Source organism: Heliomarina baculiformis (assembly GCF_019966545.1).
In the GTDB taxonomy this organism is placed as follows: domain Bacteria; phylum Pseudomonadota; class Alphaproteobacteria; order Rhodobacterales; family Rhodobacteraceae; genus Heliomarina; species Heliomarina baculiformis.
Genome location: NZ_JAIMIC010000006.1, coordinates 97259 through 121294, shown reverse-complemented (window position 1 = coordinate 121294; position 24036 = coordinate 97259). Strand labels below are relative to the sequence as shown.

Annotated in this window: 22 protein-coding genes; 6 read left to right on the top strand and 16 right to left on the bottom strand. The window is 61.6% G+C overall.

Going from position 1 to position 24036, the window contains the following annotated elements:
- Positions 1-19 precede the first annotated feature (19 nt).
- From MF268_RS14955 to MF268_RS14935, 5 genes are read left to right on the top strand one after another with little or no spacing between them, the layout of a single operon-like run.
- The gene (locus tag MF268_RS14955; protein ID WP_238371671.1) at positions 20-1210 is read left to right on the top strand and encodes an acyl-CoA dehydrogenase family protein; all 1191 of its coding nucleotides are present in this window, start codon (positions 20-22) and stop codon (positions 1208-1210) included.
- Positions 1211-1214: 4 nt separating this feature from the next.
- Positions 1215-2342, top strand: coding sequence for an acyl-CoA dehydrogenase family protein (locus MF268_RS14950; RefSeq protein WP_238371670.1), 1128 nt, complete (start codon positions 1215-1217; stop codon positions 2340-2342).
- Entirely contained in the window at positions 2323-2754 is a 432-nt protein-coding gene (locus MF268_RS14945; protein WP_238371669.1) for a PaaI family thioesterase, read from the top strand. The genes MF268_RS14950 and MF268_RS14945 overlap by 20 nt, the downstream gene beginning before the upstream one ends.
- Positions 2755-2757: 3 nt before the next feature.
- Positions 2758-3531: an oxepin-CoA hydrolase, alternative type gene (locus MF268_RS14940; RefSeq protein WP_238371668.1), complete on the top strand. Its 774-nt coding sequence runs from the start codon at positions 2758-2760 to the stop codon at positions 3529-3531.
- Positions 3531-5024 (top strand): class I adenylate-forming enzyme family protein, encoded by a 1494-nt coding sequence (locus MF268_RS14935; RefSeq protein WP_238371667.1) that lies wholly within the window; start codon positions 3531-3533, stop codon positions 5022-5024. The genes MF268_RS14940 and MF268_RS14935 overlap by 1 nt, the downstream gene beginning before the upstream one ends.
- A 38-nt stretch (positions 5025-5062) precedes the next feature.
- On the opposite strand, the gene MF268_RS14930 is transcribed toward MF268_RS14935, so the two are convergent.
- The 11 genes from MF268_RS14930 to MF268_RS14880 form a co-directional block, all read right to left on the bottom strand.
- On the bottom strand, positions 5063-5680 hold the full coding sequence (locus tag MF268_RS14930) for a trimeric intracellular cation channel family protein (RefSeq protein WP_238371666.1): 618 nt from the start codon (positions 5678-5680) through the stop codon (positions 5063-5065).
- 203 nt (positions 5681-5883) lie between these two features.
- A complete protein-coding gene (gene rpe / locus MF268_RS14925; RefSeq protein WP_238371665.1) occupies positions 5884-6573 on the bottom strand; it encodes a ribulose-phosphate 3-epimerase in 690 nt (229 codons plus the stop codon).
- A 94-nt stretch (positions 6574-6667) separates the two neighbouring features.
- Entirely contained in the window at positions 6668-7432 is a 765-nt protein-coding gene (locus MF268_RS14920) for an SDR family oxidoreductase (protein WP_238371664.1), read from the bottom strand.
- Positions 7433-7457: 25 nt separating this feature from the next.
- The gene (locus MF268_RS14915) at positions 7458-8147 is read right to left on the bottom strand and encodes a DUF1045 domain-containing protein (RefSeq protein WP_238371663.1); all 690 of its coding nucleotides are present in this window, start codon (positions 8145-8147) and stop codon (positions 7458-7460) included.
- Between the two features lie 72 nt (positions 8148-8219).
- Positions 8220-8708, bottom strand: a complete 489-nt coding sequence (locus tag MF268_RS14910; RefSeq protein WP_238371662.1) for a class I SAM-dependent methyltransferase — start codon at positions 8706-8708, stop codon at positions 8220-8222.
- Entirely contained in the window at positions 8708-9445 is a 738-nt protein-coding gene (locus MF268_RS14905) for a polysaccharide deacetylase family protein (protein ID WP_238371661.1), read from the bottom strand. The genes MF268_RS14910 and MF268_RS14905 overlap by 1 nt, the downstream gene beginning before the upstream one ends.
- The gene (locus MF268_RS14900) at positions 9442-10581 is read right to left on the bottom strand and encodes a glycosyltransferase family protein (protein ID WP_238371660.1); all 1140 of its coding nucleotides are present in this window, start codon (positions 10579-10581) and stop codon (positions 9442-9444) included. Before MF268_RS14900 ends, MF268_RS14905 begins: the two co-directional genes overlap by 4 nt.
- On the bottom strand, positions 10578-11165 hold the full coding sequence (locus MF268_RS14895) for a histidine phosphatase family protein (protein WP_238371659.1): 588 nt from the start codon (positions 11163-11165) through the stop codon (positions 10578-10580). Before MF268_RS14895 ends, MF268_RS14900 begins: the two co-directional genes overlap by 4 nt.
- A complete protein-coding gene (locus MF268_RS14890; protein ID WP_238371658.1) occupies positions 11162-12253 on the bottom strand; it encodes a glycosyltransferase family 4 protein in 1092 nt (363 codons plus the stop codon). The genes MF268_RS14895 and MF268_RS14890 overlap by 4 nt, the downstream gene beginning before the upstream one ends.
- Positions 12250-13488: a glycosyltransferase family 4 protein gene (locus MF268_RS14885; RefSeq protein ID WP_238371657.1), complete on the bottom strand. Its 1239-nt coding sequence runs from the start codon at positions 13486-13488 to the stop codon at positions 12250-12252. Before MF268_RS14885 ends, MF268_RS14890 begins: the two co-directional genes overlap by 4 nt.
- The gene (locus tag MF268_RS14880; protein ID WP_238371656.1) at positions 13485-14696 is read right to left on the bottom strand and encodes a glycosyltransferase family protein; all 1212 of its coding nucleotides are present in this window, start codon (positions 14694-14696) and stop codon (positions 13485-13487) included. Before MF268_RS14880 ends, MF268_RS14885 begins: the two co-directional genes overlap by 4 nt.
- A 373-nt stretch (positions 14697-15069) precedes the next feature.
- Here MF268_RS14880 and MF268_RS14875 point away from each other — a divergent pair, with 373 nt between their 5' ends.
- Positions 15070-17415, top strand: coding sequence for a mechanosensitive ion channel domain-containing protein (locus MF268_RS14875; protein WP_238371655.1), 2346 nt, complete (start codon positions 15070-15072; stop codon positions 17413-17415).
- A gap of 14 nt (positions 17416-17429) precedes the next feature.
- Here MF268_RS14875 and MF268_RS14870 read toward each other — a convergent pair whose 3' ends face one another.
- The 5 genes from MF268_RS14870 to MF268_RS14850 all read right to left on the bottom strand — a co-directional run bounded on the left by MF268_RS14870 (position 17430) and on the right by MF268_RS14850 (position 23919).
- Positions 17430-17801 carry a hypothetical protein gene (locus tag MF268_RS14870; RefSeq protein WP_238371654.1) on the bottom strand — a complete coding sequence of 124 codons (372 nt, stop codon included), beginning with the start codon at positions 17799-17801 and terminating at the stop codon, positions 17430-17432.
- A gap of 260 nt (positions 17802-18061) precedes the next feature.
- Positions 18062-19216 carry an ABC transporter permease gene (locus MF268_RS14865; RefSeq protein WP_238371653.1) on the bottom strand — a complete coding sequence of 385 codons (1155 nt, stop codon included), beginning with the start codon at positions 19214-19216 and terminating at the stop codon, positions 18062-18064.
- Complete coding sequence (locus MF268_RS14860) at positions 19213-20241, bottom strand: ABC transporter permease (protein ID WP_238371652.1); 1029 nt, start codon at positions 20239-20241, stop codon at positions 19213-19215. The genes MF268_RS14865 and MF268_RS14860 overlap by 4 nt, the downstream gene beginning before the upstream one ends.
- Entirely contained in the window at positions 20241-22154 is a 1914-nt protein-coding gene (locus MF268_RS14855) for an ABC transporter substrate-binding protein (RefSeq protein ID WP_238371651.1), read from the bottom strand. The genes MF268_RS14860 and MF268_RS14855 overlap by 1 nt, the downstream gene beginning before the upstream one ends.
- Entirely contained in the window at positions 22147-23919 is a 1773-nt protein-coding gene (locus tag MF268_RS14850) for an ABC transporter ATP-binding protein (RefSeq protein WP_238371650.1), read from the bottom strand. The genes MF268_RS14855 and MF268_RS14850 overlap by 8 nt, the downstream gene beginning before the upstream one ends.
- Positions 23920-24036: the final 117 nt, after the last annotated feature.

Below are 24036 nucleotides of genomic sequence, written 5' to 3'. Positions count from 1 at the left end.
ACATGATTGGAGCAAGACGATGGACCTGAACTATACAGAAGAAGAGATCGCCTTTCGCGACGAAGTACGCGCCTTTCTCGATGAAAAGCTGCCCAAGGAACTGTCCGATAAGGTCGCAGCGCGCGATCATTTGGGCAAAGAAGACATGGAGCGCTGGCATGCGATCCTGAACGAAAAGGGCTGGCTGGCACCGAATTGGCCCAAGAAATTCGGCGGCGCCGAATGGAACGCGGTTCAAAAGCACATCTTCGAGGAAGAAACCGCACGCGCCAATGCGCCGCGCATTGTGCCCTTTGGCCTGTCGATGCTGGCACCGGTGCTTCAGGCGTTCGGCTCGAAAGAGCAGCAGGATTATTACCTGCCGCGTATCCTGAATGGCGAGGACTGGTGGTGTCAGGGCTATTCCGAGCCGGGCGCCGGGTCGGACCTCGCGTCGCTGAAAACCCGCGCCGTGCGCGATGGCGACCACTATATCGTCAATGGTCAGAAAACATGGACCACGCTGGGCCAATACGCGAACAAGATCTTCTGCCTTGTGCGCACCGACCCGGACGTCAAGCAGCAGGAAGGCATTTCCTTCCTCCTCATCGACATGGACACCCCCGGTATCGAAGTGCGCCCGATCATCCTGCTCGACGGGGTGCATGAGGTGAACGAGGTGTTCTTTGACGACGTCAAAGTACCGGTCGAAAACCTTGTGGGTGAGGAAAACAAGGGCTGGACCTATGCCAAGTACCTGCTGACCCACGAACGCACCAATATCGCGGGCGTCGGCTATAGCCAGGCGGGTCTGGAATCGGTGAAGCGCATCGCCCGGGCCGAGCGCGCCAATGGCAAGCCGCTTATCGAGAACCCGCAGTTCGCGGCGCGTCTCGCCAATGTTGAGATCGACCTGATGGCGATGTCGACCTCGAACATGCGCATCATCTCCAAGGCCGCTGCCGGTCAGGCGCCGGGCGTGGAATCCTCGATGCTCAAGGTCAAAGGCACGATCATCCGCCAGGAGATTAATGATCTCGCGCGACGCGCGGTGGGCCCCTACGCGATGCCTTTCCCCTCGGAGACTGTCGAAGGCGACAACGACCCGATCGGACCGGATTACGCGGCACCCGTTTCGGCTGCCTATTTCAACAACCGCAAGCTGTCGATCTTTGGCGGCTCGAACGAGATCCAGCGCGGGATCATCGCCAAAGTGAAGATGGGAGGATAATTCCTTGAATTTCGACCTGACTGAAGAACGGCAGATGCTGCAGGACACCCTGCGCCGCTATCTGTCTGACAAATACGACACGGAAACCCGCAACAAGATCATCGACAGCGAAGAAGGCATGAGTGCCGAAATCTGGGCCGAACTGGCCGAGCTGGGCGTGATCGGTGCGCTGTTCACCGAAGAGCAGGGCGGTTTTGGCGGCTTTGGTTTCGACGTCTCGACCGTGTTCGAGGAATTGGGCCGCGCGGGCGTGGTTGAGCCTTTCCTCGATACCGCCGTGCTTGGCGGCGGCCTGATCGCCCGGCTGGGCGACGACAGCCAGAAGGAACTGTTCGAAGAAGTGATCGCTGGCTCTCTGCATCTGGCGCTGGCCCATGGCGAGCCTGTTTCGCGCTATGACCTGAGCTATGTCGAAAGCACGGCAAAGGCGAACGGCGACGAAATCGTGCTGAACGGGCGCAAATCGGTCGTGGTGAACGCCGAGGCGGCGGGCCAGCTTATCGTGTCGGCGCGGGAAAGCGGCGATGCGGCAGACCAGGATGGCATCTCGCTGTTCCTCGTGCCTGCGGATACCGCTGGTCTGACCATGCGCGGCTACCCCCTCTTTGCGGGCGGTCGTGCGGCCGAGGTCACGCTGGACGAGGTGAAGATTCCGGCAAGCGCCCGTCTGGGTGAGGCGGGCAAAGGCTTTGCCGCGCTGAGCGACGTGATCGCGGTTGCGGATGTGGCTCTGGCTGCCGAAGCGCTGGGCGCGATGGATACGGCGGTAGAACTGACCCGCGATTACCTGACCCAGCGCAAGCAGTTTGGGCGTCCGATTGGCAGCTTCCAGGCGCTGGCACATCGCTATTCCGACCTGCTGATCGAAATGGAGCAGGCCCGTTCCGCGGTTATCAATGCTGCTGGTCATCTGGAAACAGCCGATGCGGCGCGTCAGAACGCCTCGACCCGCAACCTGATTGGTCGCGTCGGTCGTCTGGTCGCCGAAGAGTCGATCCAGATGCATGGCGGTATCGCGATGACCAAGGAATACGAGCTTGCCCATATCGCGAAGCGGATCGTCATGTGCGACCACCGTTTCGGCGACATCGACTACCATCTGGAGCGGTTCATTGAGCTCAGCGCTGCCTGAAGTCACCGATGAAGGGCTGATCACCGGCGAAACCGGAGCGCAGCGTCTGATCGGATGGGTGGTCGATGTCGGCCAGCCGGACGGTCGCGCGCGTCTCACGCTCGAGGTCGGTGATCAGCATACGAACCGCCACAAGGTGCTGCACGGGGGGATCATCGCGATGCTCCTCGACAGCGCCTGTGGCTATACCGGCTCGCTCAGCCTTGACCGGGAAAAGCTGCCCCAGATGCTGACCCTGTCCTTTAACACCCAGTACCTTGCCCCGGCGGGACCGGGCAAGGTTGTGGCGACGGGCCGGGTGACCGGGGGCGGGCGCAAGACCATGTTCATCGAAGGCGAGCTTCACGATGCCAATGGTGTTCTGGTTGCCACCAGCACCGGCGTCTACAAGACAGTACGACAGGAGAGCTAGGTAATGACTCTGGCGCGGATAGACGACAAGGGCGACCGGCTGGTTGTCGTGAACATGAACGCGAAGCGACGCGGCGCAATCAGCCCCGAGCTTTACGCGGCCATTGTCGAGGCGACCAAGCAAGCCGATGATCCGCGTATCCGCGCTGTGATCCTGACGTCCGAGGGCGGGTATTTCTGCGCCGGCGGCGATCTCAACGTATTGATCGAACGGCGCAAGCTCTCCGAGCCTGAGCGGCGCGAAAAGATCGACGGGCTGCACACGATGATCCGGTCGATCCGCAATTGCCCGGTGCCGGTGATCGCTGCCGTCGAAGGTGGTGCCGCCGGGGCAGGGGCTTCGATTGCGCTGGCCTGCGATATGATCGTTGCCAGCGCCGGTACGCAGTTCATCGCCTCTTATGTAAGGGCCGGGCTGGTGCCCGACGGCGGGCTGACCTCGTCGCTGGCCAAGATGCTGCCGCGGCAGCTCGCGATGGAGATGTGCCTGCTGGCGCGCCCGGTTACCGCCGAACGCATGGCAGAGCTTGGCGTCGTGAGCGAGGTCGTGGAAGCCGGTCAGACAGACAGCGCCGCCGACAGGATCGTCGACCAGCTTGCCAAGGGTCCACGCGTGGCGCAGGGCGTGATCCGGGGATTGGTCGCCTCGGGGTATGACAACAGCGAAGACACCCAGCTTGACTTGGAACGCGACGCGATGGCGCGGGCGCAGGTCGGGGATGAAGCGAGCGAAGGTATATCGGCCTTCCTTGAAAAGCGGAAAGCGGAATTCAAGTAATGAACGGCAGATGGCACGATTACCTTGACGCGCAGATCGCTGCGCGTCCCACGGCGCTTGCGGTCACGGATTCCGTTGGCACGCATTGGGATTTTGCCGGTCTGGACGCGGCCTGCCGCGAGATCACTGATCTGCTGAGGTCCAAGGGTGTGCAGGCGGGCGACCGTGTCATGCTGGTGACGGAAAACAGCGGTGCGGGCATGGCCAGTGTCTTTGCCTGTTCCCGCATGGGGGTGATCGTCTCGCCGATCAACGCACGCCAGACGGCAGGCGAGCTGACCAAGCTGACGGAACACGCCCGCCCAGCCGCGATGCTGTTCGCCTCGGCGGTCTCGCCCGACGCCAAGGCCCATGCCGAACGGGTTGGAGCGGAACCGATCAGCGGCGCCTTTGGCGAAATGCACGTCTCGACGCCCTATGACAGCGATCCCGATGATCTGCCCGATGTTGCGGTGCTGCTTTATACCACCGGCACGACCGGCGCGCCCAAGGGCGTTATGCTGACCCACGGCAACCTGCGCTTTGGTGGGCAAAGCTCGGCCAACAGCCGGAATATCGTGGCGGGCGACAAGATCTATGGCGTGCTGCCAATGACCCATGTGTTCGGCCTGACCTCGATGATCACCGCCGCAACGGTCGCAGGCGCCCATATCCATTTCGAGGCCCGCTTTTCCGCCGCTCGTCTTTACGAGGCGCTGAACAACGGCGTCACCCTGTTTTCCGGTGTGCCGCAGATGCACGCGTTGCTGATGCAATACGCCCGCGAACAGGGGCATGAAAAACTGCCGGGCAAGACGCTGCGCTATGTCTCATCGGGGGCCGCACCGCTCGACCCCGCGTGGAAACGCAAGGCCGAGGCTTTCTACGGGCTGCCCCTGCAAAACGGCTTTGGCATGACCGAGACCACTGCCGGTGCTACCGTGACCCATAGCGAAATCGGCGATCCGGACACTTCTTGCGGACCCGCCCTGCCGGGGACGGAGTTGAAGATCGACGAAGACGTGCCCGGTGGCGGCGATGGTGTGGGCGAAGTCCTTTGCAAGGGCCCGAACATCATGAAGGGCTATTACAAGAATGCCCAGGCCACGGCTGCTGTGCTCGATCCCGAGGGATGGCTGCGCACCGGCGACCTTGGCAAAATCGACGACCAGAACCGGCTGCATATCGTGGGCCGCTCGAAAGAGCTGATCATCCATGGCGGTTTCAATGTCTACCCGCCCGAGGTCGAAGCCGCGATAAACGACCACCCCAAGGTCATCCAATGCGCGGTGATCGGACGCCGCAAGGGCGGGGACGAGGAAGTGCTGGCTTTCGTGCAGGCCGCGCCGGATGACATGCCGGATGTCGAGGAACTTCGCGCCTTTGCCGCCGAACGGCTGACCGGCTACAAGCGGCCCAAGCGGATCATCGTGGCCACCGAGCTGCCCGCCGCACCGACCGGCAAGATCCTGAAACACAAGCTGCTTGAGGCTTTCGCGGACAAGCTGGACTAAACGCGAGCCCGGCAAATGGCTTTAGCGCAGGGCGCTTATCAATGCCCCCGTGCGCGCGGCAGCTTCCAGCCGTATCGGACACTTGCAACCCGTAGCACGATCGCCAGCAACACCGCGCTGACCACCGCAGCCGTATCGGGAAGACCCAGCCAGAGACCGCAAACATAGGCGAAAGCGCCGGCAAGGGCGGCGAGCGCATAGACATCCTCGCGCAGCACACGCGGCACCTCGGCGGCCATGATGTCGCGGAGCATTCCACCGCCAATCGCCGTCATCATGCCCAACAGAACCGCGCCGGGCGTTTCCAACCCATAGGCCAGCGCTTTCTGGCACCCAGCCACCGCGAAAACCCCCAGCCCGATGGCATCAAGCAGCATCACGGGCCGGTTCATCCGGTCGATCAGCGGCCCGAAGAAAAACGCGCAGAGACCTGCCGCACCGGTCACCGCAAGGGGCCAGTAGGTCTGGAGTGCGGCAGGGGGCACATCGCCCAACAGCAGATCGCGGATGATCCCTCCTGCCACGCCGGTCGCCGCCGAAAGCACGAGGATTCCGAACAGATCGAGCCTGCTCCGGATCGCGACCATCGCCCCGCTGAGGCCAAAGGCAAAGGTGCCGAGAATGTCGAGCAGGGTGGAAAGGGTGGCCGCAAACATCTGATTTCCCTTTCTTCTTTTCACAGACCGACAGGATCGAACGCGAACAGGCGCAGCCGGAAACCGTTCCTTGGATGAAGCGAGCGAAAAACCGCAGCGACCGCATCCTCACACGGGTTTTACCGCAACGCTAGGAAAAGGCGCTATAAGTCAGCGTCCCCCGGATCAGCCGGAAACGCGGAGAGTCCCCCGTGTGGTTGCGATCAGACGTAAACGCCTTCGGCGGCGGCGCGAATGGCGCGGATGTTTTCGCCATAGGGGCCGGGGTTGCTGACAGAGCCGCCCTTGAACACGGCGGAACCCGCGACCAGTACATCGGCACCCGCCTGCGCAACCAGCGGTGCGGTGTTCACGTCCACGCCGCCATCGATCTCGATATGCACGGGGCGGTCACCGATCATCGCGCGCAGTTCTTTCACCTTGGCGCTCATATCGATGAACTTCTGCCCGCCAAAGCCGGGGTTTACCGTCATCACGCAGATCAGGTCGGTCAGGTCGAGCAGATGTGCAACCGCGCTTGCCGGTGTGCCGGGGTTCAGCGCGACACCGGCTTTGACCCCTGCACCGCGAATTGCCTGAAGCGTACGGTGAATATGCGGACCGGCCTCTACATGCGCGCTGATCACATCGGCTCCGGCCTGTGCGAAGGCGTCGATGTAGGGATCGACCGGGGCGATCATCAGATGCACGTCCATCACGCCCTTGATATGCGGGCGGATCGCGGCGCAGGTGGCCGGACCAAAGGTGAGGTTGGGTACAAAATGCCCGTCCATCACATCTACATGGACCCAATCCGCGCCCTGCGCTTCGATGGCTTCGCATTCCGCACCGAAATTGGCGAAATCCGAGGCGAGGATGGACGGGGCGATCTTGATCTTGCGGTCGAATGTCATGGCAGCACCTGTGCGGCAAAAGTTGATAGGCATATAAGCCCAGCCGGCGCGGGTCGATAGGGGCAACTTGTCGCTTTCGGCTCGCGCCGTGGACTCAGGCCTCCGGAAGTCCGGCCAGTCTGCGCCCCTCGTCAGTTTTCAGCGAGAAATCGGTGCCCCGGAAGGCGTCGCCACCTTCGGTCATCAGGAAAGCGATTCCCTGTGCCACCCATTCCGGCGGGATATGCGAAGAGAAATCGAGCTGGCTGACCGGGTTCACGCCCGAGGCCTTGATTTTTACCTGCATGTCAGTCGCCACGGTGCCCGGGCTCAGCCCCATGATGCGAATGCCCTTGTCGCGGTATTCCACGTCGCCGCATTTGGTCAGCGACAGAACGGCCGCCTTGGTCGCGCAGTAATGGCTCCAGCCTTCCAGCGCGCCGGTCGCGGCACCGGAACTGATGTTGATGATCGTGCCTTCGCCACGTTCAACCATGCTTGGCAGCACCGCGCGGAACCCGTAATAGACGCCCTTGACGTTGATATCGACGACCTTGCCCCATTCTTCGGGGTCGCTTTCGTCGATCCGCGCGATGGGGTCGATCACTCCGGCATTGTTGACCAGCACGTCCACCGGGCCGAACCGCTCTTCTGTCTTGGCCACCAGATCAGAGACTGAGGCCCAGTTGCTTACGTCGCAGGTCACGGCCAGCGCCTTGCCGCCCGCATCGTTGATTTCCTGCGCGATGGTTTCGATTGCGCCGCCGCTGCGCGCGGCCAGAACCACGTTATGCCCCAGATCGGCCAGATGGCGCGCCGTGGCTTCGCCGATGCCCCGGCTCGCCCCGGTGATGAGTACGGTTTTATTGGTGACAGTCATCGTATCCTCCTGTCATTTTCAGTGTTCATTTGCCCAGACGAAAGCGCCGGACCATGTGGAATTTGCCGTCGTCTGCCTCACCGACCAGCGCAACATCGCGGATCGGTACAGGCTGCGGCAAGAGCGGGGTCAGCCGTTCATGCAGCACCGTTTCGACGGGTTCAATCGCGTCGCGCGGCAGCGAACTGCTCAGCGTGATGTGAAAGCGGAACTCCTCCATCACATAGGGGTAGCCCCATTGCACGAGATTGGCCTCCTGCGCAGGGGGCAGCCCCTTGCCCCGGCGGCGCTTCAGTTCCTCTTCTGACGGTGGTGCGCGAAAGCTGTCGAGGTCCCTGACCAGCGTATCAGCCAGCGCGCGCATTCCCGTGTCAGACCCTTGGATGCGCAGGGCAATAAACCGGCCCAGTCGCGCCAGTTGCAGTGCATCCAGATCGAAGGGAGCGATGTGGGCGCACAACTCCTCGCACGCTTTTTCTAGACCTTCTGGCGTGGTGCCGTTGGTCAGTCGAAACGGTGGTTTCAGCGTTGCGTGCAGGCCATATTTCCGTGGCGCGCGGATGATTTCGGCATGATCCAGCGGCAGCGTCGGCATCTCGGGCGGGGCCACCACTTGCCCCTCGGTCATGTCCCATCCCAGCCACCGGGTGCAAAATCGCGCCCATTCGGCATCCTCGGGCGGCGCGTAGTAAAGCGCGTAGCGTTTGTATTCCACGGCCTAGCCCCTCACCGTCCGGCAAAACCGATTGGCGGAATTCAGGTGCGCCTGTTTGCTGTCGATGCGCATTCAGTTTTCCCCATCGTGGCGGTAGAAAAGATAGCGGTCCGGGGCGATCGTGTCTGGCCCTTTCAGGGCGGTGAAACCGACCAGAGGCTGTCCTGAAACAAGGATGCCACCGGGCGCCATCACCTTGGCGATTGCCGGGCTCAGCCGCGCGGCCTCGGCCACATCCTTATCCTTGACCCCAAAGCCGAAATCGTAATGCGCCAGCGCCAGCCTGACGCCCTTTTCCGCGAGCTGGTCCAGCATTGGCCCGGCCTCGCCCTCAAGAAAATCCGCCTTGGGCGGTACGCAGGACGGGTGGCAGTTCAGTGACCGGTCGATCACCCAGATCCGCCGGTCAGGCAGAATCTCGCGCAGGTGGTCATAGGTGCGGCCATTCCCCAGCCCAAGGTCGGCGACGTCGCCCGACAGGTCAGAGATCAACTCTGCCGCCCAGTTCAGCCCATCGCGTTGTGCCGCCAGACGGCGCAGCATCGAATCCAGTCGGCTCATCAGTTACTTTCCAGTTCGGTTGCGCGCCACGGTCGGACAGGTCCATCTGCCATCAGGCGCAGAAAGGTTTCGGTAAAATCCCAGATCGCCGGGTCATGTACAAGGTGATGGGTCAGCAGGCCAAAGGGCTCGCTATTGTCCGCGCGGCCCTCCCGCCGGTCTGCCAGCATGGCAACGGCCTGATCCAGCAGCTTATCCGGCGCCACGACCGAGCGCGTCCCGCGCCAGTCGATCGGGTCGAGATGGGTGTTGATTTCATTCGCGTACTTGCGCGGTCCGAATGTCGACAGCGCCCGGTATCCGATATCGTGTAAACCTTTGGCGACCTGGGGCGAAATCCGGTTCCACGGCGGCACGAAAAGCGGGGCAGGCGCGTGGCCGAGCAAACCGCCAAGCCGCGACCAGCCCTCGCGTGCATCCTCCAGCGCGGTTTCGACGGGCCGGGCAATGCCGAATTCCGCTTTCTTCCGTTCCGGAGGTTCGTGGTTGCGATGGGCCCAGCCATGAACCAGCGGCACGGCCAGACCGCGCGCGTTCAGCCACTGACCCAGCTCTTCGGTCGCCGGTTCCGGGATAACCGCAAGGTGCAGTGGCAGGTCCAGAGACGTGGCAATTCTGTAAAGCCGGTCCAGCGCCGCTGTCGGTTCGGTCGCGTCATCATCCCGCCACCAGAACGGCAGGGTCAGACCCTCCGCCTGCCATGTCCCCAGCTCAGCTTCCAGCGCGTTCCAGTTCATTTGCGCGCCTCCGCCATGGCACAGGCAATATCGACCGACCGGGTCGCCCCGTCAAAACGCGCGTGGGAACCGGAGCGTTTCGGTGCGGCCATGACATCGGTTACGACCTTGGCAAGGCGCTCCGGTGTCAGATCCGCCGATTTCAGCACTTCAAATCCGGGCAATCGCGCCAGCGCCTCGGCCCGAAGGCTCTGCTCGGTTTCCTTCCCCGCATCAAATGGCACAAGTACCGAAGGTGCCGCCGCCTGCATCAGGTCAAGCGCCGTGTTGTAGCCGCACATGCTGACCGAACCCGCCGCATGGCGCAGCATCTGGCGGAAATCCGGTCGCGCGGGCTCGACGAAAGCGTTGTCGGGGGCATTACCCTGCAAGCGCGCGATCGTCGCCGTTGCGTCTTCCCCGCCAACCAGCAGCCGCCAGCGGTATGACGGCAACAGCCGCGCAGCCCCAAGCGCCGCATCGAACAGGTTACCGCCAACACCGCCACCCCCGGCGCTCACCAGAACTTCGCCGTTGCCAGCCTGCTCGGGGTGATCGTCTGCTGGCGCGGGGGCCACGTAACCCGTGTAATGCAGACGCGTCCGCAGGCTGTCGCTCACCGGCCAGCTTGCGTCGAGCGGAGTCGTTTTTGGATCGGAATGCACCAGCACGCCATCGTAGAACCGGTCGACGATCTCATCCGTTTTGGCTGCGCGATCAGGTTTCGACGGCGGTGCAAGAATGTCGCGGATCGAACTCAGAATTACCGGCGGGGGTGCCATGTCACGCGCAGCGCCCAGCAGGTCGAGAAACTCGGCCCTAAGCACCCTGCGGCCAAAGGGGAAAAGCTCGGTAATCAAGATATCCGGTAAGATATCAGCCAAGGCGTTAACCAGTGATGTCCGGCGTGCGGCAAGATAGGCCTCACCCGCCTCGCTGCCCGTATCGTCCAGCAAACGGGTGAAATTCGTCCCGTCCGACCGAAGCGGCGACAGTTGCAGCAATGTGACGCCGGGCCTTTTCAGCCTTTCGATCGCGCCGCCGCCCGAGACAACCGTCACCTCGTGACCGGCTGCGTGAAAGGCCTCGCCCAGCACCATCGCCCGTGCCAGATGACCCGACCCGAGCAGGTGGGTGACCACGATCATCACCCTCATGCGCCCGCCTCGCGCGCAATCAGGCGAAGCGGTTCGGGATCGGCACTCAGACTTTCGTCCAGCGTCAGGATATAGAGCCGGTTGCGCTTGATCCGGAACGGCGCGGGGCCTGTAAAATCCCACCCATGCGCGCGCGCCAGCAGGACCCGCATCACCCCGATGTGGCAGACCGCAACCGCGTCGCGGGTCAGCCCGTCAAGCCAGGGATCCAGCCTTTCGCTGACCATCTTCGGGCTCTCTCCGTCGGGCGGGCAGTAATCCCAGCCCCAGTCCTCGATATGCCGGTAGCCGGTGTCGGGATCTTCGATCAGCTCGGCTCCCTTTTGCCCTTCAAAGCGGCCCCAGTTCATCTCGCTCAACGCGTCACTGATCTGCGGCATGCGTCCGGTCAGGCAGGTCGCCGTGTCGCGGGCGCGCGCCAGCGGGCTGGACCAGAGCTCCGCCTTCTCCCATGCGCCGGGCAGGCGTCGCGCGCCCAGATCCAGCCGCGCCTGATCGTCGAGCGCGATGTCGCTGCGCCCCTGAATACGCCCCATGCGGTTCCATTCCGTGGGACCATGGCGAAGCAAGGCAAGCCGGATCATGAGGCCCCCGCGATCAGGGGAGACAGAGCCCCGGTCAGAATGTCCCGCGCCGTCGTCAGCAGATGGTTTTCCGCAACAAAGGCGCGCGATTGCCTGCCCCGTTCCCTGCGCAACGCGGCATCGTTCAGCTGGCTGCGGATTGTCTCGGCCATGGCTTGCGGCCCATCCTCCGGCGCCGGGTGAGCGCCCGGTGCCAGCACGTCTCGCACACCGGGCCTGTCCTGCGCCACCACGGGCAGGCCCATCGCCTGCGCCTCGAGGTAAACCATCCCGTAGGCTTCGTTTACGCCCGGCCAGAAAAACAGCGATGCATTGCGATAGGCCCGCGCCATCTGTCCCGCATCCAGCCGTCCGAGAAAACGCACCTTGTCCCCGAACGGCGCCATGAGCTTTTCCACCTCGCGGCGCACCGGCCCGTCCCCGGCGATCCGCAGCCGCATCGGCTGGTCGTCCAGCAGGGCCAGCGTTTCCGCGACAAGTTCATAGGAAGCCAGCTTGTCACCTGCTCGCATCATGCCGGCGGCAAATATGTCCGGACTGTCGAGCGGAGAGGGGGCGGGCAGGTTTTCAAGCGGCAGGAAAGGCGGCAGGTGAACAAGCCTTTGTGAGTCCGGCCTGTCGCGTTCCAGCGTCTCATGATCATGGACGGTCATGTAGAACACGAGATCGGCTGCGTCGCAGGCCTCTTCGGCGACGCGGGCAAAACCGGCCCAAGGGCCGGAGAGGCGTTTGCGTGCCCGGCTGGTCTCTATCTGCACATAGGGAATGTTCAACGCCGCGCATACGGGCGGACCGATCAGATCCGGAGATTTGTAATAGTTGTGATAGCTCACCCAGATCGACGGCGGGTCTTGCGCGAATTCCTCGGTAAGCCGCGCAATTTCAGGCTTGGCCGCTTCCATCAGCGTCGATTGCTGCCACGGATCGCCCGCGCCATCATAGATGCGCATATCCGAGGCCAGATGGACCTTCGCTCCGGTTGCCCGCAACGCCGTCATGAGGTTGCGCGCCATTTCCCGGTCGCCCGAAGGTGTCTCATGGTCGGGCGCTTTCATCGGTGCGAAAAAGGCGATCCTTGCGTCTTTCATGTCGGTCCGCCGCAAAGTTCAGTGAGGCGTGCCGAGAGCTTTGCGATGCCCGGTTGCATCGTGAAAGCATTGTGCAGTCGGTCAAAGGCGGCCTCGGCCATCGCCTTGGCGGCGCGGGGTTCGGTCGCGACCTGCACCATCGCGTCGGCGAGGTCTTCGGGCTTGTCGCGGACCAGCAGACCATGGGTGCCCGAGGTGATGAATTCGGGGATTGCCGAGACCGAGGTCGAGAGGATCGGCAGCTTTTGCGATGCCGCCTCCATCAGCACGTTTGGCAACCCGTCGCGGTCGCCATCGTCGGCAATTCGGCTGGGCAGCACGAAAAGATCGGCCTGCCGCATCGCCTCGATCACGTCCGGCTGATCACAGGCGCCGCGCCACGTGATCCTTGCGTTCAGCCCGGCGGCCTCGGCGCGCTGCCACATCGCGTCTTTCAGCGTACCGCCGCCGATATGGGTCCAGTGCCAGTCGAGCCCCTCGGGCAAGAGCGCAAGCGCGTCGATTAGCCGGTCGAACCCTTTTTTCTCGACCAGCCGCCCGACGGATAGCATGTGAAACGGCGAATCCGCATGGCGGAGGGGCCGGGCGGGCGGTTCGGGGAAGCGTGCAAGGTCAAGACCGTGGTAGATCAATTCGATCCGGTCGGGATCGGCGGCCAGATCGCGCAGGTGACCGGCGCCAAAGTCTGTGCAAGTCGCACCAAAGGTCGCACCGGCCCGGTCGACCGAGAGTTTTTCGCGCAATTCCCAGTCTGGCGAGGTCCAGATGTCCTTGGCATGGGCTGAAAAGGACCACGGCAGGCCGCGCATCACCGCCGCATAGCGGGCGACGGATGACGGGGTGTGCAGGAAATGCGCATAGAGCGCCGGGGTGCCTTCGGGCATTTCGCTCGCCAGAACGCAGGCCTGCCCGAAACGCCGGGCGCGGTTGCTGCTGCGGTCCCGGGCGAAATCGGTGCGCCAGATCTGCCATGCACGCTGAAAGCCCGGCAGGCGGCGTGCGGCTTGAAATGCGTTGAAGACGCGCGCCTTTTCATCACCGAGGTATTCGGGCAGGTAATGCACCGGCGCCTTCAGCCGTTCGTGCAAAGGATGGGTCTTGGTGTCGGTGGGATGGCGCAGTGACCACAGTTCAAGCCTGTGACCCGCTTCTTCCAGCGCGACCAGTTCCTGAGCGATGAATGTTTCGGACAGGCGTGGCCAGCCCTTGACCACGACCGCAAGGGGTATTGTCATTCCGCGGCCTGGTCCGAACTCTGGTGCAGCAGGGCCCCGATCCGGTCGGTGACATAATCGAGACCGTCCATCAACCCGACTGGCATCACCTCGCTTGGCAGTTTCTGGCCCGGCAGCCCCCGAATCGCGCCGATCATCGACGCAACCGTCAGCCCGTCGCGGTATTCGTCGAGCATCCGGATCAGGCCAAGCTCTTCCGACCGGCTTGCCCGCAGCCACTGTTCCAGCCGGGGCACCGTGCGCGGCACAATCACCGCGCGCTTGTCGAAAGACAGGACTTCGCAAAAGGTGTTGTAGCCGCCCATGCAGACAACGCCCTGCGCCCCGGCGAAAAGCGTTTCGATATGAGTATCGAAGGTGACCGAGGTGACGCGCCCGTCCAGCGCGGCCACGCGCCGCTCGAACGCCTGCAGCGTCTCGCCGGAGAGAAACGGGCCGTAAACCAGCACGGCACGCGGCGACAGGGCGGGTTCACTTTCATAAGCGGCCAGCACGAGATCGACCAGAACCTCTCCATCGCCGCCTCCGCCGGGTGTGATCAGAATATAGGGCTGCTCGGGTGGCGTTTCGTCGGAAGTGTCACTGCGGCGCAGATATCCCGTCCAATGCATCCGCGACCGCGCCTCGTCGCTCAGGTCGAGCCCGGCGAGCGGGTCGTAGACGGCCTTGGTGCCGTAGATCCATGTTTCGTCGTAGTAGAGTTCGATGGCCTCGATGGCTTGCTTGCGCGCCCATTCGGCGGCCAGTACCTCGGGTTCGTCCAGCACGTCGCGCAGTCCGAGCACCAGCTTGGCACTGCCATTGCGATGCAACATCTCCAGCGTTGGCAGGAGCTCTCCATGAAACCCGGTCGGCTCCTTGTCGACGATCAGCACATCCGGCCGGAATTCTTCCGCCGTCGAACGGATCAGACCGGCCCGAAGGCTGGTGGTTTCCTCGATGTTCATGCTCATGGACTGGCTGACATAGCTGCCATCCTGACGCTTGGTGACGCCGGGGAGACGCACGTGATCGACACGCGCCGGGAAATCGAAGCGACCGGCAACAGGCGACCCGGTAAGGATCAATGCCGAGGACATCGGATAGGCAGAGGTGATCGCCTGTGCCAGCGCGCGCGAACGCCGGAGATGCCCCAGCCCGAAAGTGTCGTGGCTGTAAAGCATGATGCGTGGCGCATGAGACGCCCCTTGCATATCGTCGCGCATCATCGAGTCTCCGAAAACCCGGTTGGGGATGTGATCGCGTCAGACGCCCGCGCGGATTGGAACTGTCGCTTGATCGAGTCCATGCCTCGTCCTTCGTTCCGAATTGGTCAACGCGGTTTCCAATGCGGCCGCAGTCTGATTGCAGTTTTGGTGGCGCGGCCACCTGCTTTCTATGCCGTCTCTATGTCGATACGACGACGTTTCACAATTGCTATCAACAAATCTGGGGCATTTAAAACACGAATCCAACGGTGAAAGGTAAGAAATAAATACTTATGGTTGTGTTTTTCGATTTTCAACTCAACCTCATTGCGTGAAAAAAATCGCTCATGTACGGTTTCTTGAGGAATTTCAAGAATGTCGGTGGGATTTCAATATGCATTTTATCAGACTTTTGGCTCTTTCGCTCTGCTTTCTTTCCTTTGGGATTGCCCAATTATCGGCCCAGGCCGAGCAGACGGGAACCAGTAGCGAACCTGCCGCAACCGCGACAAGCGCGGAACTTGCCGAAGCGATACGACAGGCGGGCGAAAGCGGCGTGGATGTCATCGTCATCGACACCGCCGGTAATATCGTGAACCGGCAGACCGGCACCGATAATGCCAGTGCAGAACCAAGCGAAACCGGCATGGCGGGCGCCTCGGGCCTGATGCAGGCGCAGGCGGATATCCAGCAGTTTCGCAACACATTTTCTGAGCGAATAGACGCGCTGCCGAACTCGCTCGACCGGGTTGGAGAAATGCTCCGTGCCAAAAGTCCGGATGGTACGATCTGGGCATTTGTCCGAATATTTCTGATCTGTGGTGCCATGCTGATCATCGGCCGCATCGCTGCGACTGAAATCTACGGCAAACGCATGGTGCGGAAATTCGTCACCGGTCGGGTAAAGGAGAACCCGCAGGGCTATCTGGAAAAGATGCCTTTCCTCGCCTTCCGGTTTGTCATGGGCATAGGTGGCACGATTTTCAGCATGGTGGTCGCCTATGCGCTCGGCACACTGATATTCGGCATGACCGACAATATCACCGTCCAGTTTACCATTACGGCGATTTTTATCGCGTGGTTCGTCGGGCGTACGCTCTCAGATATCTGGCGGATGATTTTGTCGCCCTTTCTCAGCCAGTACCGCCTGACCCATTTCTCGGACAGTGACGCGAAAAAGCTTTATTACTGGGCGTCCACCCTTGCCGGGGTGAACGTCTTTGTCATCCTGCTCAGCACCTGGATTCATGACTTTGGCGTCGATTACAACGTCTACGCCGCGCTTTCGGGCGTGCTGGCGTCCATCGCCTTTGTCCTGAACCTCGCCATGATCCTCGCGAACCGGCGCGCGATCACCAATGCGATCCTTGTCGGTAAACCGACGTCGCAGGTGTCATGGTTGAAAAAGGTCATCGCCTACGGCTGGGCGCCGGTGCTGATCCTCTACCTCATCTTCGGGTGGTGCCGGTTGATCTTTGACCTCGTGATGAACCGTCCCGAGGCCACGCCGCTGGTGATCGGCGCCTATATCGTCTTCCTCGCGATGATGATCGTCTATGGCGCGATCAACTACCTGATCGAGCGCTATTTCGACCGGCGCATCACCGTGGATCGCATGAACACCGAACTCGCGGCCTCGGATGCAAGCGAAGACGCCACCGGCCCGATGAGCTTTACCGGGCCGACGATCACCACCTACGAGGCGCTGGCCCGAAGGGTGGCAGGTATCCTTGCCTTCGTGGCCGGGCTTTACGCATTGCTGCGGCTCTGGGACCCGGACAACGCAGTGCTGCAGGAATCTTTCATCAAGAACCTGCTCGACGTCATCACCATCATTTTCATCGGCTACATCGTCTATAATTTCCTGCGCATCTGGCTCGACAGCAAGATCGCCGAGGAAACATACGACACGCCGGACGATGCGGAGGCCGGTGACGAAGGCGGCGACAGCGCCACGACCCGGCTTGGCACGCTTTTGCCGCTGTTCCGCGGTGCGATCCTTGCGGTGATCGTCGTAACCATCGTTCTGATCGCCCTGCTTGAAATCGGGGTCAATGTTAGCCCGCTCTTTGCCGGTGCCGGGGTTGTCGGTCTGGCCGTCGGTTTCGGCGCGCAGACCCTCGTGCGCGACATCTTCTCGGGGGCCTTCTTCCTGATCGACGATGCCTTCCGCAAAGGCGAATATATCGACATTGAATCGGTGAAGGGGACGGTGGAAAAAATATCCGTGCGCTCTTTCCAGCTGCGCCACCACAAGGGCGCGCTGCACACGATCCCATTCGGTGAGATCCGGGTGCTGACCAACTATTCGCGCGACTGGGTCATCATGAAACTGCCGCTTCGCGTGACTTACGACACCGACGTGGAAAAGGTCCGCAAGCTGATCAAGAAACTCGGGCAGGACCTGCTCGAAGATCCGGTTATCGGTCCAACCTTCCTGCAGCCGCTGAAATCACAGGGCGTCATCGAAATGCAGGACAGTGCGATGATCATCCGGACCAAGTTCATGAGCAAGCCGGGCGACCAGTGGCTGATCCGCAAACGGGTCTACGAAGAAATCCGGATTCTTTTTGCGCGTGAAGGCATCAAGTTTGCGAACCGCGAGGTCACCGTCCGTCTGGCCGACGGTCACGTCGAAGACCTGACCGATGCCCAGCGCGAAGCAATTGCAGGTGCTGCGCGGGCCGCCGTCGACGACGGAGAGATGGATGACATGAAGGGAGTCGGCGACGATCGCTAGGATCGTCTTACCGATCAGCTTGCATAGTCGCGCTGGACAAGGCGACCGGTGTCGGCGACGACATTCGGCTTTCCGAACCGCGCCATGAGCGAGGCAAAGCTGTGACCCATCGAGGCGCAGGTGCAAAGCGACACGCCGGTGTCTTCGTTGACCAGTACCAGGCGACCATCTTCGAAACAAAGGCTGAAGCGACGGTCGGCCAGTTCCTTAATCAAGTTGTTCCAGTTGTCTGCATCGGTAAAGCAGCGCCCCAGATGACAGGCCAGGGAAATCGCGGTTTCGCTGTCAAGCGAGGTTTCCTTGGCACCGCGAACGCGTTCGCTCCACATCGTTGGCATCGGGCTGTTTTCAAAGGGAAGGGTCGTTTGGGGTTTAAGGGCACGCATTACATGTCTCACTTATAAAATGGTCTGAACAAAACCTAAGATCACTATGTGGGTTCCGCAGGGAATTCATAAGCTCATTCTGCGGCGTCTTTTGGGAACACGTCTGTGATCTCAGTTACCAAACATGCCTCAAGATCCGATTACTTACATAGCGATACATGCTGGCAGACCATGGATATCAATGGTTTTGGGTATCAATCCGTTTTGGAGTCAATGATTGTTTACTATCCGTTAACCTTGCCGCATTTCGTGGCAAAAATCTAGTCGTGATATGGATCGAGTGAGTCGCGCAGCCCGTCACCAAGGAAATTGAAGGCCAGAACCACGACGATGATCGGGATCATCGGGATCGCCGTCCACCAGTAGATCTCGACGTTCACGAGGTTCTGTGCGTCGTTCAGCATCACGCCCCAGCTTACCGCAGGCGCACGCAGGCCAAGGCCCAGATAGGACAGCGCGGTCTCGCCAAGGATCATCGCCGGTATCGACAGGGTGGCGCTGGCGATCAGGTGTGACATGAAATTCGGCAGCAGGTGTTTGCGGATCACCCGCCCCGAAGACGCCCCCATCATTTCGGCCGCGCGCACGTATTCTTCTTCGCGCAAGCTCAGAAACTTGGCCCGCACGGATCGTGCCAGCCCCGGCCAGTCAAGAATGCCAAGGATCACCGAGATGATGAAGAACACCGCCACGGGCCCCCAGTTCGACGGCACCGCCGCTGAGAGTGCGAGCCAGAGCGGCAGTTCCGGCAGGGACCGCAGGATTTCGATCATGCGGTTGATCACCCAGTCGAGCCCACCGCCGAAATACCCCGCGATGGAGCCAAAGAAGATGCCCAGCACAAAGGACACGGTGATGCCGATCAGCCCGACGGTTAGGGAAAGCTGCGCGCCGTAAAGGATGCGGCTGAACACGTCCCGGCCCAGCCGGTCGGCGCCCCAGAGGAAAATAGTCGCGCCTTCGGGCGCGCAGAACAGATGCGTGTCCGACGGAATTAGCCCGGCCAGCTTGTATTCGGAGCCTTCGCAAAAGAACCGCAGCGGCAGGGGGCGGGTCTCATCCGGCACGAACTCCCATTTGAAGGTTTCAAGATTGGCCTCTGAGGTCATCGGGTAGACGTAAGGCCCCAAGAATTGACCTTCGTGCCAGAAATTCACCGTCTGCGGCGGCGCATATATATGTTCCGAGTGGCGCTCATTCGCGCTGTAGGGCGCGATGAACCCGGCAAAGGGCAGCATCAGGTAGCAGAACAGCAGAAAGATGCCAGACACCAGCCCAAGCCGATGCCGCTTGAACTTGCGCCAGATCAGCACCCAGTTCGGCGCATCGAGATCGCGCCGCTCAAGCTGCTGAATGCTCAGTTGCGGATCATAAGGCGCGTCGTCGACGTAGCGGCCATCGGAAAGCTGTGTCATCCTGCTTTCCCCTCGTAGCGGATACGCGGGTCAAGCAGCACCAGAAGCACGTCCGAGATCATCGTGCCCAGCAATGTCAGCAGGGCCACGAACATCAGCACGAAACCGGCAAGGAACTGGTCCTGCGATTTCAGCGCGATCAGCAGGGTGGGGCCGATGGTCTGCAGGCCCAGGACGACCGACACCAGAACCGATCCCGAAACCATCGCGGGCAGCAGGTTGCCGATATCGGCGACAAACGGGTTAAAGGCCATTCGGAGCGGGTATTTCACCAGCATTCTCGGTGGCGACATTCCCTTGGCGATGGCGGTTTCCACATAGGGCTTGCCCAATTCGTCCAGCAGGTTGGCGCGCAGGCGCTGCATCATCGCCGCCGCCCCCGACGTGCCGATGACAAAGGTCGGCACAATCAGGTGCAGCAGGATTGAGCGCACCTTGTCCCAGCTCATCGGCTCGCCTTCATAGATCGGATCCATCAGACCGCCGATGGGCAGGTCGAACCAGCGGTTGCCGTAATAGAACAGGATCAGAGCGAGCAGAAAGTTCGGGGTCGCAAGGCCCAGGTAGCCCACAAAGGCCGAGGAATAATCGACCCAGGTCTTTGATTTCGCCGCCGCCAGAATACCCAGCGGTAAGGCCACCATATAGACAAAGAGAACCGCGGCGAGGTTCACCAGAACCGTCAGCCAAAGGGTATCGCCGACGATTTCCGAAACGGGGCGGTCGAATTCAAATGACCAGCCAAAATCGCCTTGGATCAGACCCGAAAATCCCTGCGGGCCGGGGATGAATCCGACCCAGATCAGGTATTGCTGCCACAGCGGCCGGTCGAGCGCATATTCGCGGCGCAGGAACTCTGCCTTCTGCACCCCGGCGGTCTGCCCGGTCGAGCGCAGCTCGGCAATCTGGTTCGACAGGTAATCCCCCGGAGGGAGGTTGATGATCAGGAAGATCAGGGCCGAGACGACGAGCAGCGTAAGCAGCATCGTCCCGAACCTGTAGAGCGCATAGCGCAGTACCAGCATTAATTCGTCCCGGTGCCGTCAAAATAGAACTCGTCCATCCGGTGAATCCCGAAATGTGCGCCCGGGTCCCATGCCCAGATCGCGCTTTGCGGGACGTTCTTCAGACGGTTTGACACGACCACCGGCTGCGGTGCCTCGGCAAGGATGCCGATGCCGAATACATTGTCGGCATGGATCTTCAGCATCTTTTCCCAAGCCGCGCTGCGCTCTTCGTCGGTGGTTGCGTGATCCCACTCACGCGACAGGGTCATCAGCTCTTCGGCGGCAGGCATGTCGGGCGCTTCGCCCACATCGCCCCCGGTCTGGTAGAACTGACCCCACTTTGGCCAAGCGAAGAATTCCTGGTAACGCGGGGCAAGATAATCGGGCGAGGTATAGGGCTGCGGAATGCCGTTATCCCAGCCATACCAGACGGCCGCCATCGTGGTGCCCGCGTAGATCCGGTTGCGCAGGATGTCCCGGTCGAGCGGGCGCAGGACCAGCTTGATGCCGATATCGGCCCAAGTGTCGGTCACGATCTGCATCGCGTTTTCAACTTCCTGACGTTCCCCGGCGGTTTCCACTACCAGCTCCATCTCGCGCCCGTCGGGCAGCAGGCGGATACCGTTCGGCCCGCGTTCTATCAGCCCGGCCTCGTCCAGCAGCGCATTGGCCTGCTCCGTGTCAAAGCTTGCCCATGCCTCGCGGTTCTCGGCCTTGTAGAACGGGCTTGAGGGCAGCACCGTCATCGCGCCGGGCTTGGCAAGGTTGAAGTAGAGCGCCCGGTTGATCGTGTCCCGGTCGATGCCAAGCGACAGAGCGCGGCGCACCCGCACATCGCGCAGCACCTCGCGCCAGACGTCATCGTTGTAGTTGAGGTTCGGGTAAATCGCGATCTGGCTTGCCGTGCCATTCGCCCAGAGATAGGTGCGGTAATCGCCGCTCTCTTCGCCCTTGCGCAGGATCGGAATGTCGCGAAAATCCAGTCCGCGTGCCTGAAGATCGGCCTCGCCCGCGTTGGATTTCGCTGCGATCAGACCGCCACTCACCACTTCCATCTCTACCCTGTCGATATAGGGAAGCTGCACGCCCTTGCTGTCGAAACGGTGGTAATAGGGGTTGCGCAGGAACTGGTGGCGGATCTTCTTGCCATCGCTGGCATTGATCCACGGCTGCAACGTGGGCAGGTCCGGGTTGTCGAAATTATACATGTTGTCGAGCTTGTTATGCAGCGCCGCCCAGCTGTTCACGCGGGCCTCCTGTACCTCGGCGTTCAGCTCCTCGGCATCGGCGTAATCGATGTGGTATTTCTTCATCACATGTGCGGGCCGATAGATAAACGGCGGGCGTGCCTGTGCCAGCGATTGCAGAAAGCTCGGGTTCGACTCGGCCCAGGTAAAGACCACTGTGGTCTCGTCGGGGTATGTCACCTCGGGCGCGTTGCCTTCGACCAGCAGGAAATCCGGCGGCCCGGACGGGCTGAGCGCTTCGTTATTTGCAACGTCTTCCCACCAGTATCGGAAGTCTTCCGAGGTGAAGGGCGCGCCGTCCGACCAGCGGTGACCGGGTCTCAGATGCAGGGTAAAGACCTTGTCGCCCTCATTCTCGAAACTCTCGAGGATGTCGGGCACCAGCTTGTAATCGGCATCAAAGCCGACAAGGCGGCCATAGCCGTAGACCACCATCATGCGGATGTCCTTGTCGCGCGAGACGAAGGTGGACAGGGTGCCGCCCTGCGTGCCGAAACTGCGGCCGCGCGCTTCGAGATCGACGAAGAGCGGCGTCTCGGGCGCACGTTCGGCCACGGCGGGCATGCTGCCCTCGCTGACCTGCTCGGACAGGAACGGGCTTTCCTGCAAGACCGGATCGGCCAGCACAGGCAGGGCAAGGCAAAGCCCGCCCGTCAGCAACAGAGATTTCAGAGGCTTAAACATTGCAGCGTACCTTATGGCCGGGTTCCATCAGCGTCAGCGACGGTATCACGGCAGATGAGAAACGAAAGGCTTCGGGCCAACTTTCCGGAGACCCGGCACCCTTTGCGACCAGATCGAGGTCGATCGGGTGGTTGATATCCGGGGTCGGCTGGGCCGCGATCAGCGCCTTTGTATAGGGATGGCGCGGATTGTGGAATAATACATCTGGCGGGGCCTGTTCGACCACAAGACCCTGTCGCATCACGGCGACGTCATCGGCTATCCGTGCCACGACGGCCAGGTCATGTGAAATGAACAGGTAGCTCAGGTTCATGCTGTCGCGGATGTCTTCCAGAAGGGTCAGGATCTGTTCCTGCACCGACACGTCCAGCGCCGAGGTCGGTTCGTCGCAGACCAGCAGCGACGGATCGAGCATCAGGGCGCGGGCAATGGAAAGCCGCTGGCGCTGACCGCCGGAAAAGGCATGCGGATAACGCTTCAGCATGTCGCCGTTCAGCCCGACCTGCTTCAACATGGCCTCCGCCCGGTCGCGGCGTTCCGATTTCGACCCGATGCCGTGAATGTCCAGCGGTTCGGTCAGGGCGTCCGAGATCCGCATTCTCGGCGACAGCGAGGAATACGGGTCCTGAAACACCATCTGCGCCTGTTTCTGAAACGCGATACGCTCTTCGCGGGTCATGTCATGCACGGTGATCGGTTCGGCGTGTGGTTCCGGCCAAAAGAGCACCTCGCCGCCCGGATCGGGCGCATCCGCGCCCAGGGCAATCCGTGCCGCCGTGGTCTTGCCCGACCCGCTTTCGCCGACGATGGCCAGCGTCCGCCCGCGCGGCAGCGCCAGATCGACCCCGCGGCAGGCGTGAACCAGTGCCTGCTCTTGCCAGGCAGTGTGGCCGCGAACCAGATACGTCTTGGAAACTTCTTTCATCTCGAGGATGAAATCCTGCCGCGACACATGCTCTTTTTCGGTGGAGTCCTCCGGCAGCGACGGCGCGGCGTTAATGAGCGCCTTTGTATAGGGATGCGCAGGGTCGCTCAGCAGCGGTGCGGCCGACCCGGATTCCATCACCCGGCCCTTGTGCATCACCACGACCTGCTCGGCCATGTTGGCGACGACGCCAAGGTCATGGGTCACCAGTATCATAGCCATGCCGGTTTCGCGCTGCAGGTCTTTCATCAGGCCCAGCACCTGCGCCTGCGTCGTCACGTCGAGCGCCGTCGTCGGTTCGTCCGCGATCAGCAGGTCCGGCTTGGCCACCATCGCCATCGCGATCATAGCTCGTTGCCGCATCCCGCCTGACATCTCGAAAGGGTAGGCGCGAAAGGCCCGCTCGGGATCGGGGAATCCGACGCGCTCAAAGGTTTCCAGAACCTGCGTCTTGGCATCGCCACGTGCCGCGCCCCTGTGCAGGCGCAGGACCTCGCCGACCTGATTTCCGATCCGATGCAGCGGCGACAGCGAGCGCATCGGCTCCTGAAAGATCATCGCGATCTCGTTGCCGCGGATTTCGCGCATCTGCCGTTCCCGGATCGAACTGAGCTCAACGGGTCCCTCGCGCCCGTTAAAGGTGATCCGGCCCGACCGGATCTTGGCGATACGGGGCAGAATGCGCAGTACGGCTCGGCAGGTGACCGTCTTGCCGGACCCGGATTCGCCAACCAGTGCAAGGGTTTCCCCTTTCTGCACGTCGAAACTCACGCCTTCGACCACGTTGTCGCCCCGGCCGAAACCGATACTCAGATTCTCTATACTCAGCAGAGGGGGCATTGTCGTCCGTTCGTCCTGTCAGATGCGGGGTAACCAAAGTTTCCAAGCTCGGTCACCTTCGCTTGCGCTTTACCAGCTAGTCAAACACCAATTGCATGTTCAGATGAGAGGAATGTG

What these genes read in the sequence shown, in the direction of transcription:
- MF268_RS14895 (WP_238371659.1), bottom strand. Translation starts at nt 11,165, where the DNA reads ATGATCCGGCTTGCCTTGCTTCGCCATGGTCCCACGGAATGGAACCGC.
- MF268_RS14875 (WP_238371655.1), top strand. Translation starts at nt 15,070, where the DNA reads ATGCATTTTATCAGACTTTTGGCTCTTTCGCTCTGCTTTCTTTCCTTT.
- MF268_RS14920 (WP_238371664.1), bottom strand. Translation starts at nt 7,432, where the DNA reads ATGACTGTCACCAATAAAACCGTACTCATCACCGGGGCGAGCCGGGGC.
- MF268_RS14880 (WP_238371656.1), bottom strand. Translation starts at nt 14,696, where the DNA reads ATGATGCGCGACGATATGCAAGGGGCGTCTCATGCGCCACGCATCATG.
- MF268_RS14930 (WP_238371666.1), bottom strand. Translation starts at nt 5,680, where the DNA reads ATGTTTGCGGCCACCCTTTCCACCCTGCTCGACATTCTCGGCACCTTT.
- MF268_RS14910 (WP_238371662.1), bottom strand. Translation starts at nt 8,708, where the DNA reads ATGAGCCGACTGGATTCGATGCTGCGCCGTCTGGCGGCACAACGCGAT.
- MF268_RS14935 (WP_238371667.1), top strand. Translation starts at nt 3,531, where the DNA reads ATGAACGGCAGATGGCACGATTACCTTGACGCGCAGATCGCTGCGCGT.
- MF268_RS14870 (WP_238371654.1), bottom strand. Translation starts at nt 17,801, where the DNA reads ATGCGTGCCCTTAAACCCCAAACGACCCTTCCCTTTGAAAACAGCCCG.
- MF268_RS14905 (WP_238371661.1), bottom strand. Translation starts at nt 9,445, where the DNA reads ATGAACTGGAACGCGCTGGAAGCTGAGCTGGGGACATGGCAGGCGGAG.
- MF268_RS14860 (WP_238371652.1), bottom strand. Translation starts at nt 20,241, where the DNA reads ATGCTGGTACTGCGCTATGCGCTCTACAGGTTCGGGACGATGCTGCTT.
- MF268_RS14940 (WP_238371668.1), top strand. Translation starts at nt 2,758, where the DNA reads ATGACTCTGGCGCGGATAGACGACAAGGGCGACCGGCTGGTTGTCGTG.
- MF268_RS14865 (WP_238371653.1), bottom strand. Translation starts at nt 19,216, where the DNA reads ATGACACAGCTTTCCGATGGCCGCTACGTCGACGACGCGCCTTATGAT.
- MF268_RS14850 (WP_238371650.1), bottom strand. Translation starts at nt 23,919, where the DNA reads ATGCCCCCTCTGCTGAGTATAGAGAATCTGAGTATCGGTTTCGGCCGG.
- MF268_RS14900 (WP_238371660.1), bottom strand. Translation starts at nt 10,581, where the DNA reads ATGAGGGTGATGATCGTGGTCACCCACCTGCTCGGGTCGGGTCATCTG.
- rpe (WP_238371665.1), bottom strand. Translation starts at nt 6,573, where the DNA reads ATGACATTCGACCGCAAGATCAAGATCGCCCCGTCCATCCTCGCCTCG.
- MF268_RS14855 (WP_238371651.1), bottom strand. Translation starts at nt 22,154, where the DNA reads ATGTTTAAGCCTCTGAAATCTCTGTTGCTGACGGGCGGGCTTTGCCTT.
- MF268_RS14890 (WP_238371658.1), bottom strand. Translation starts at nt 12,253, where the DNA reads ATGAAAGACGCAAGGATCGCCTTTTTCGCACCGATGAAAGCGCCCGAC.
- MF268_RS14955 (WP_238371671.1), top strand. Translation starts at nt 20, where the DNA reads ATGGACCTGAACTATACAGAAGAAGAGATCGCCTTTCGCGACGAAGTA.
- MF268_RS14885 (WP_238371657.1), bottom strand. Translation starts at nt 13,488, where the DNA reads ATGACAATACCCCTTGCGGTCGTGGTCAAGGGCTGGCCACGCCTGTCC.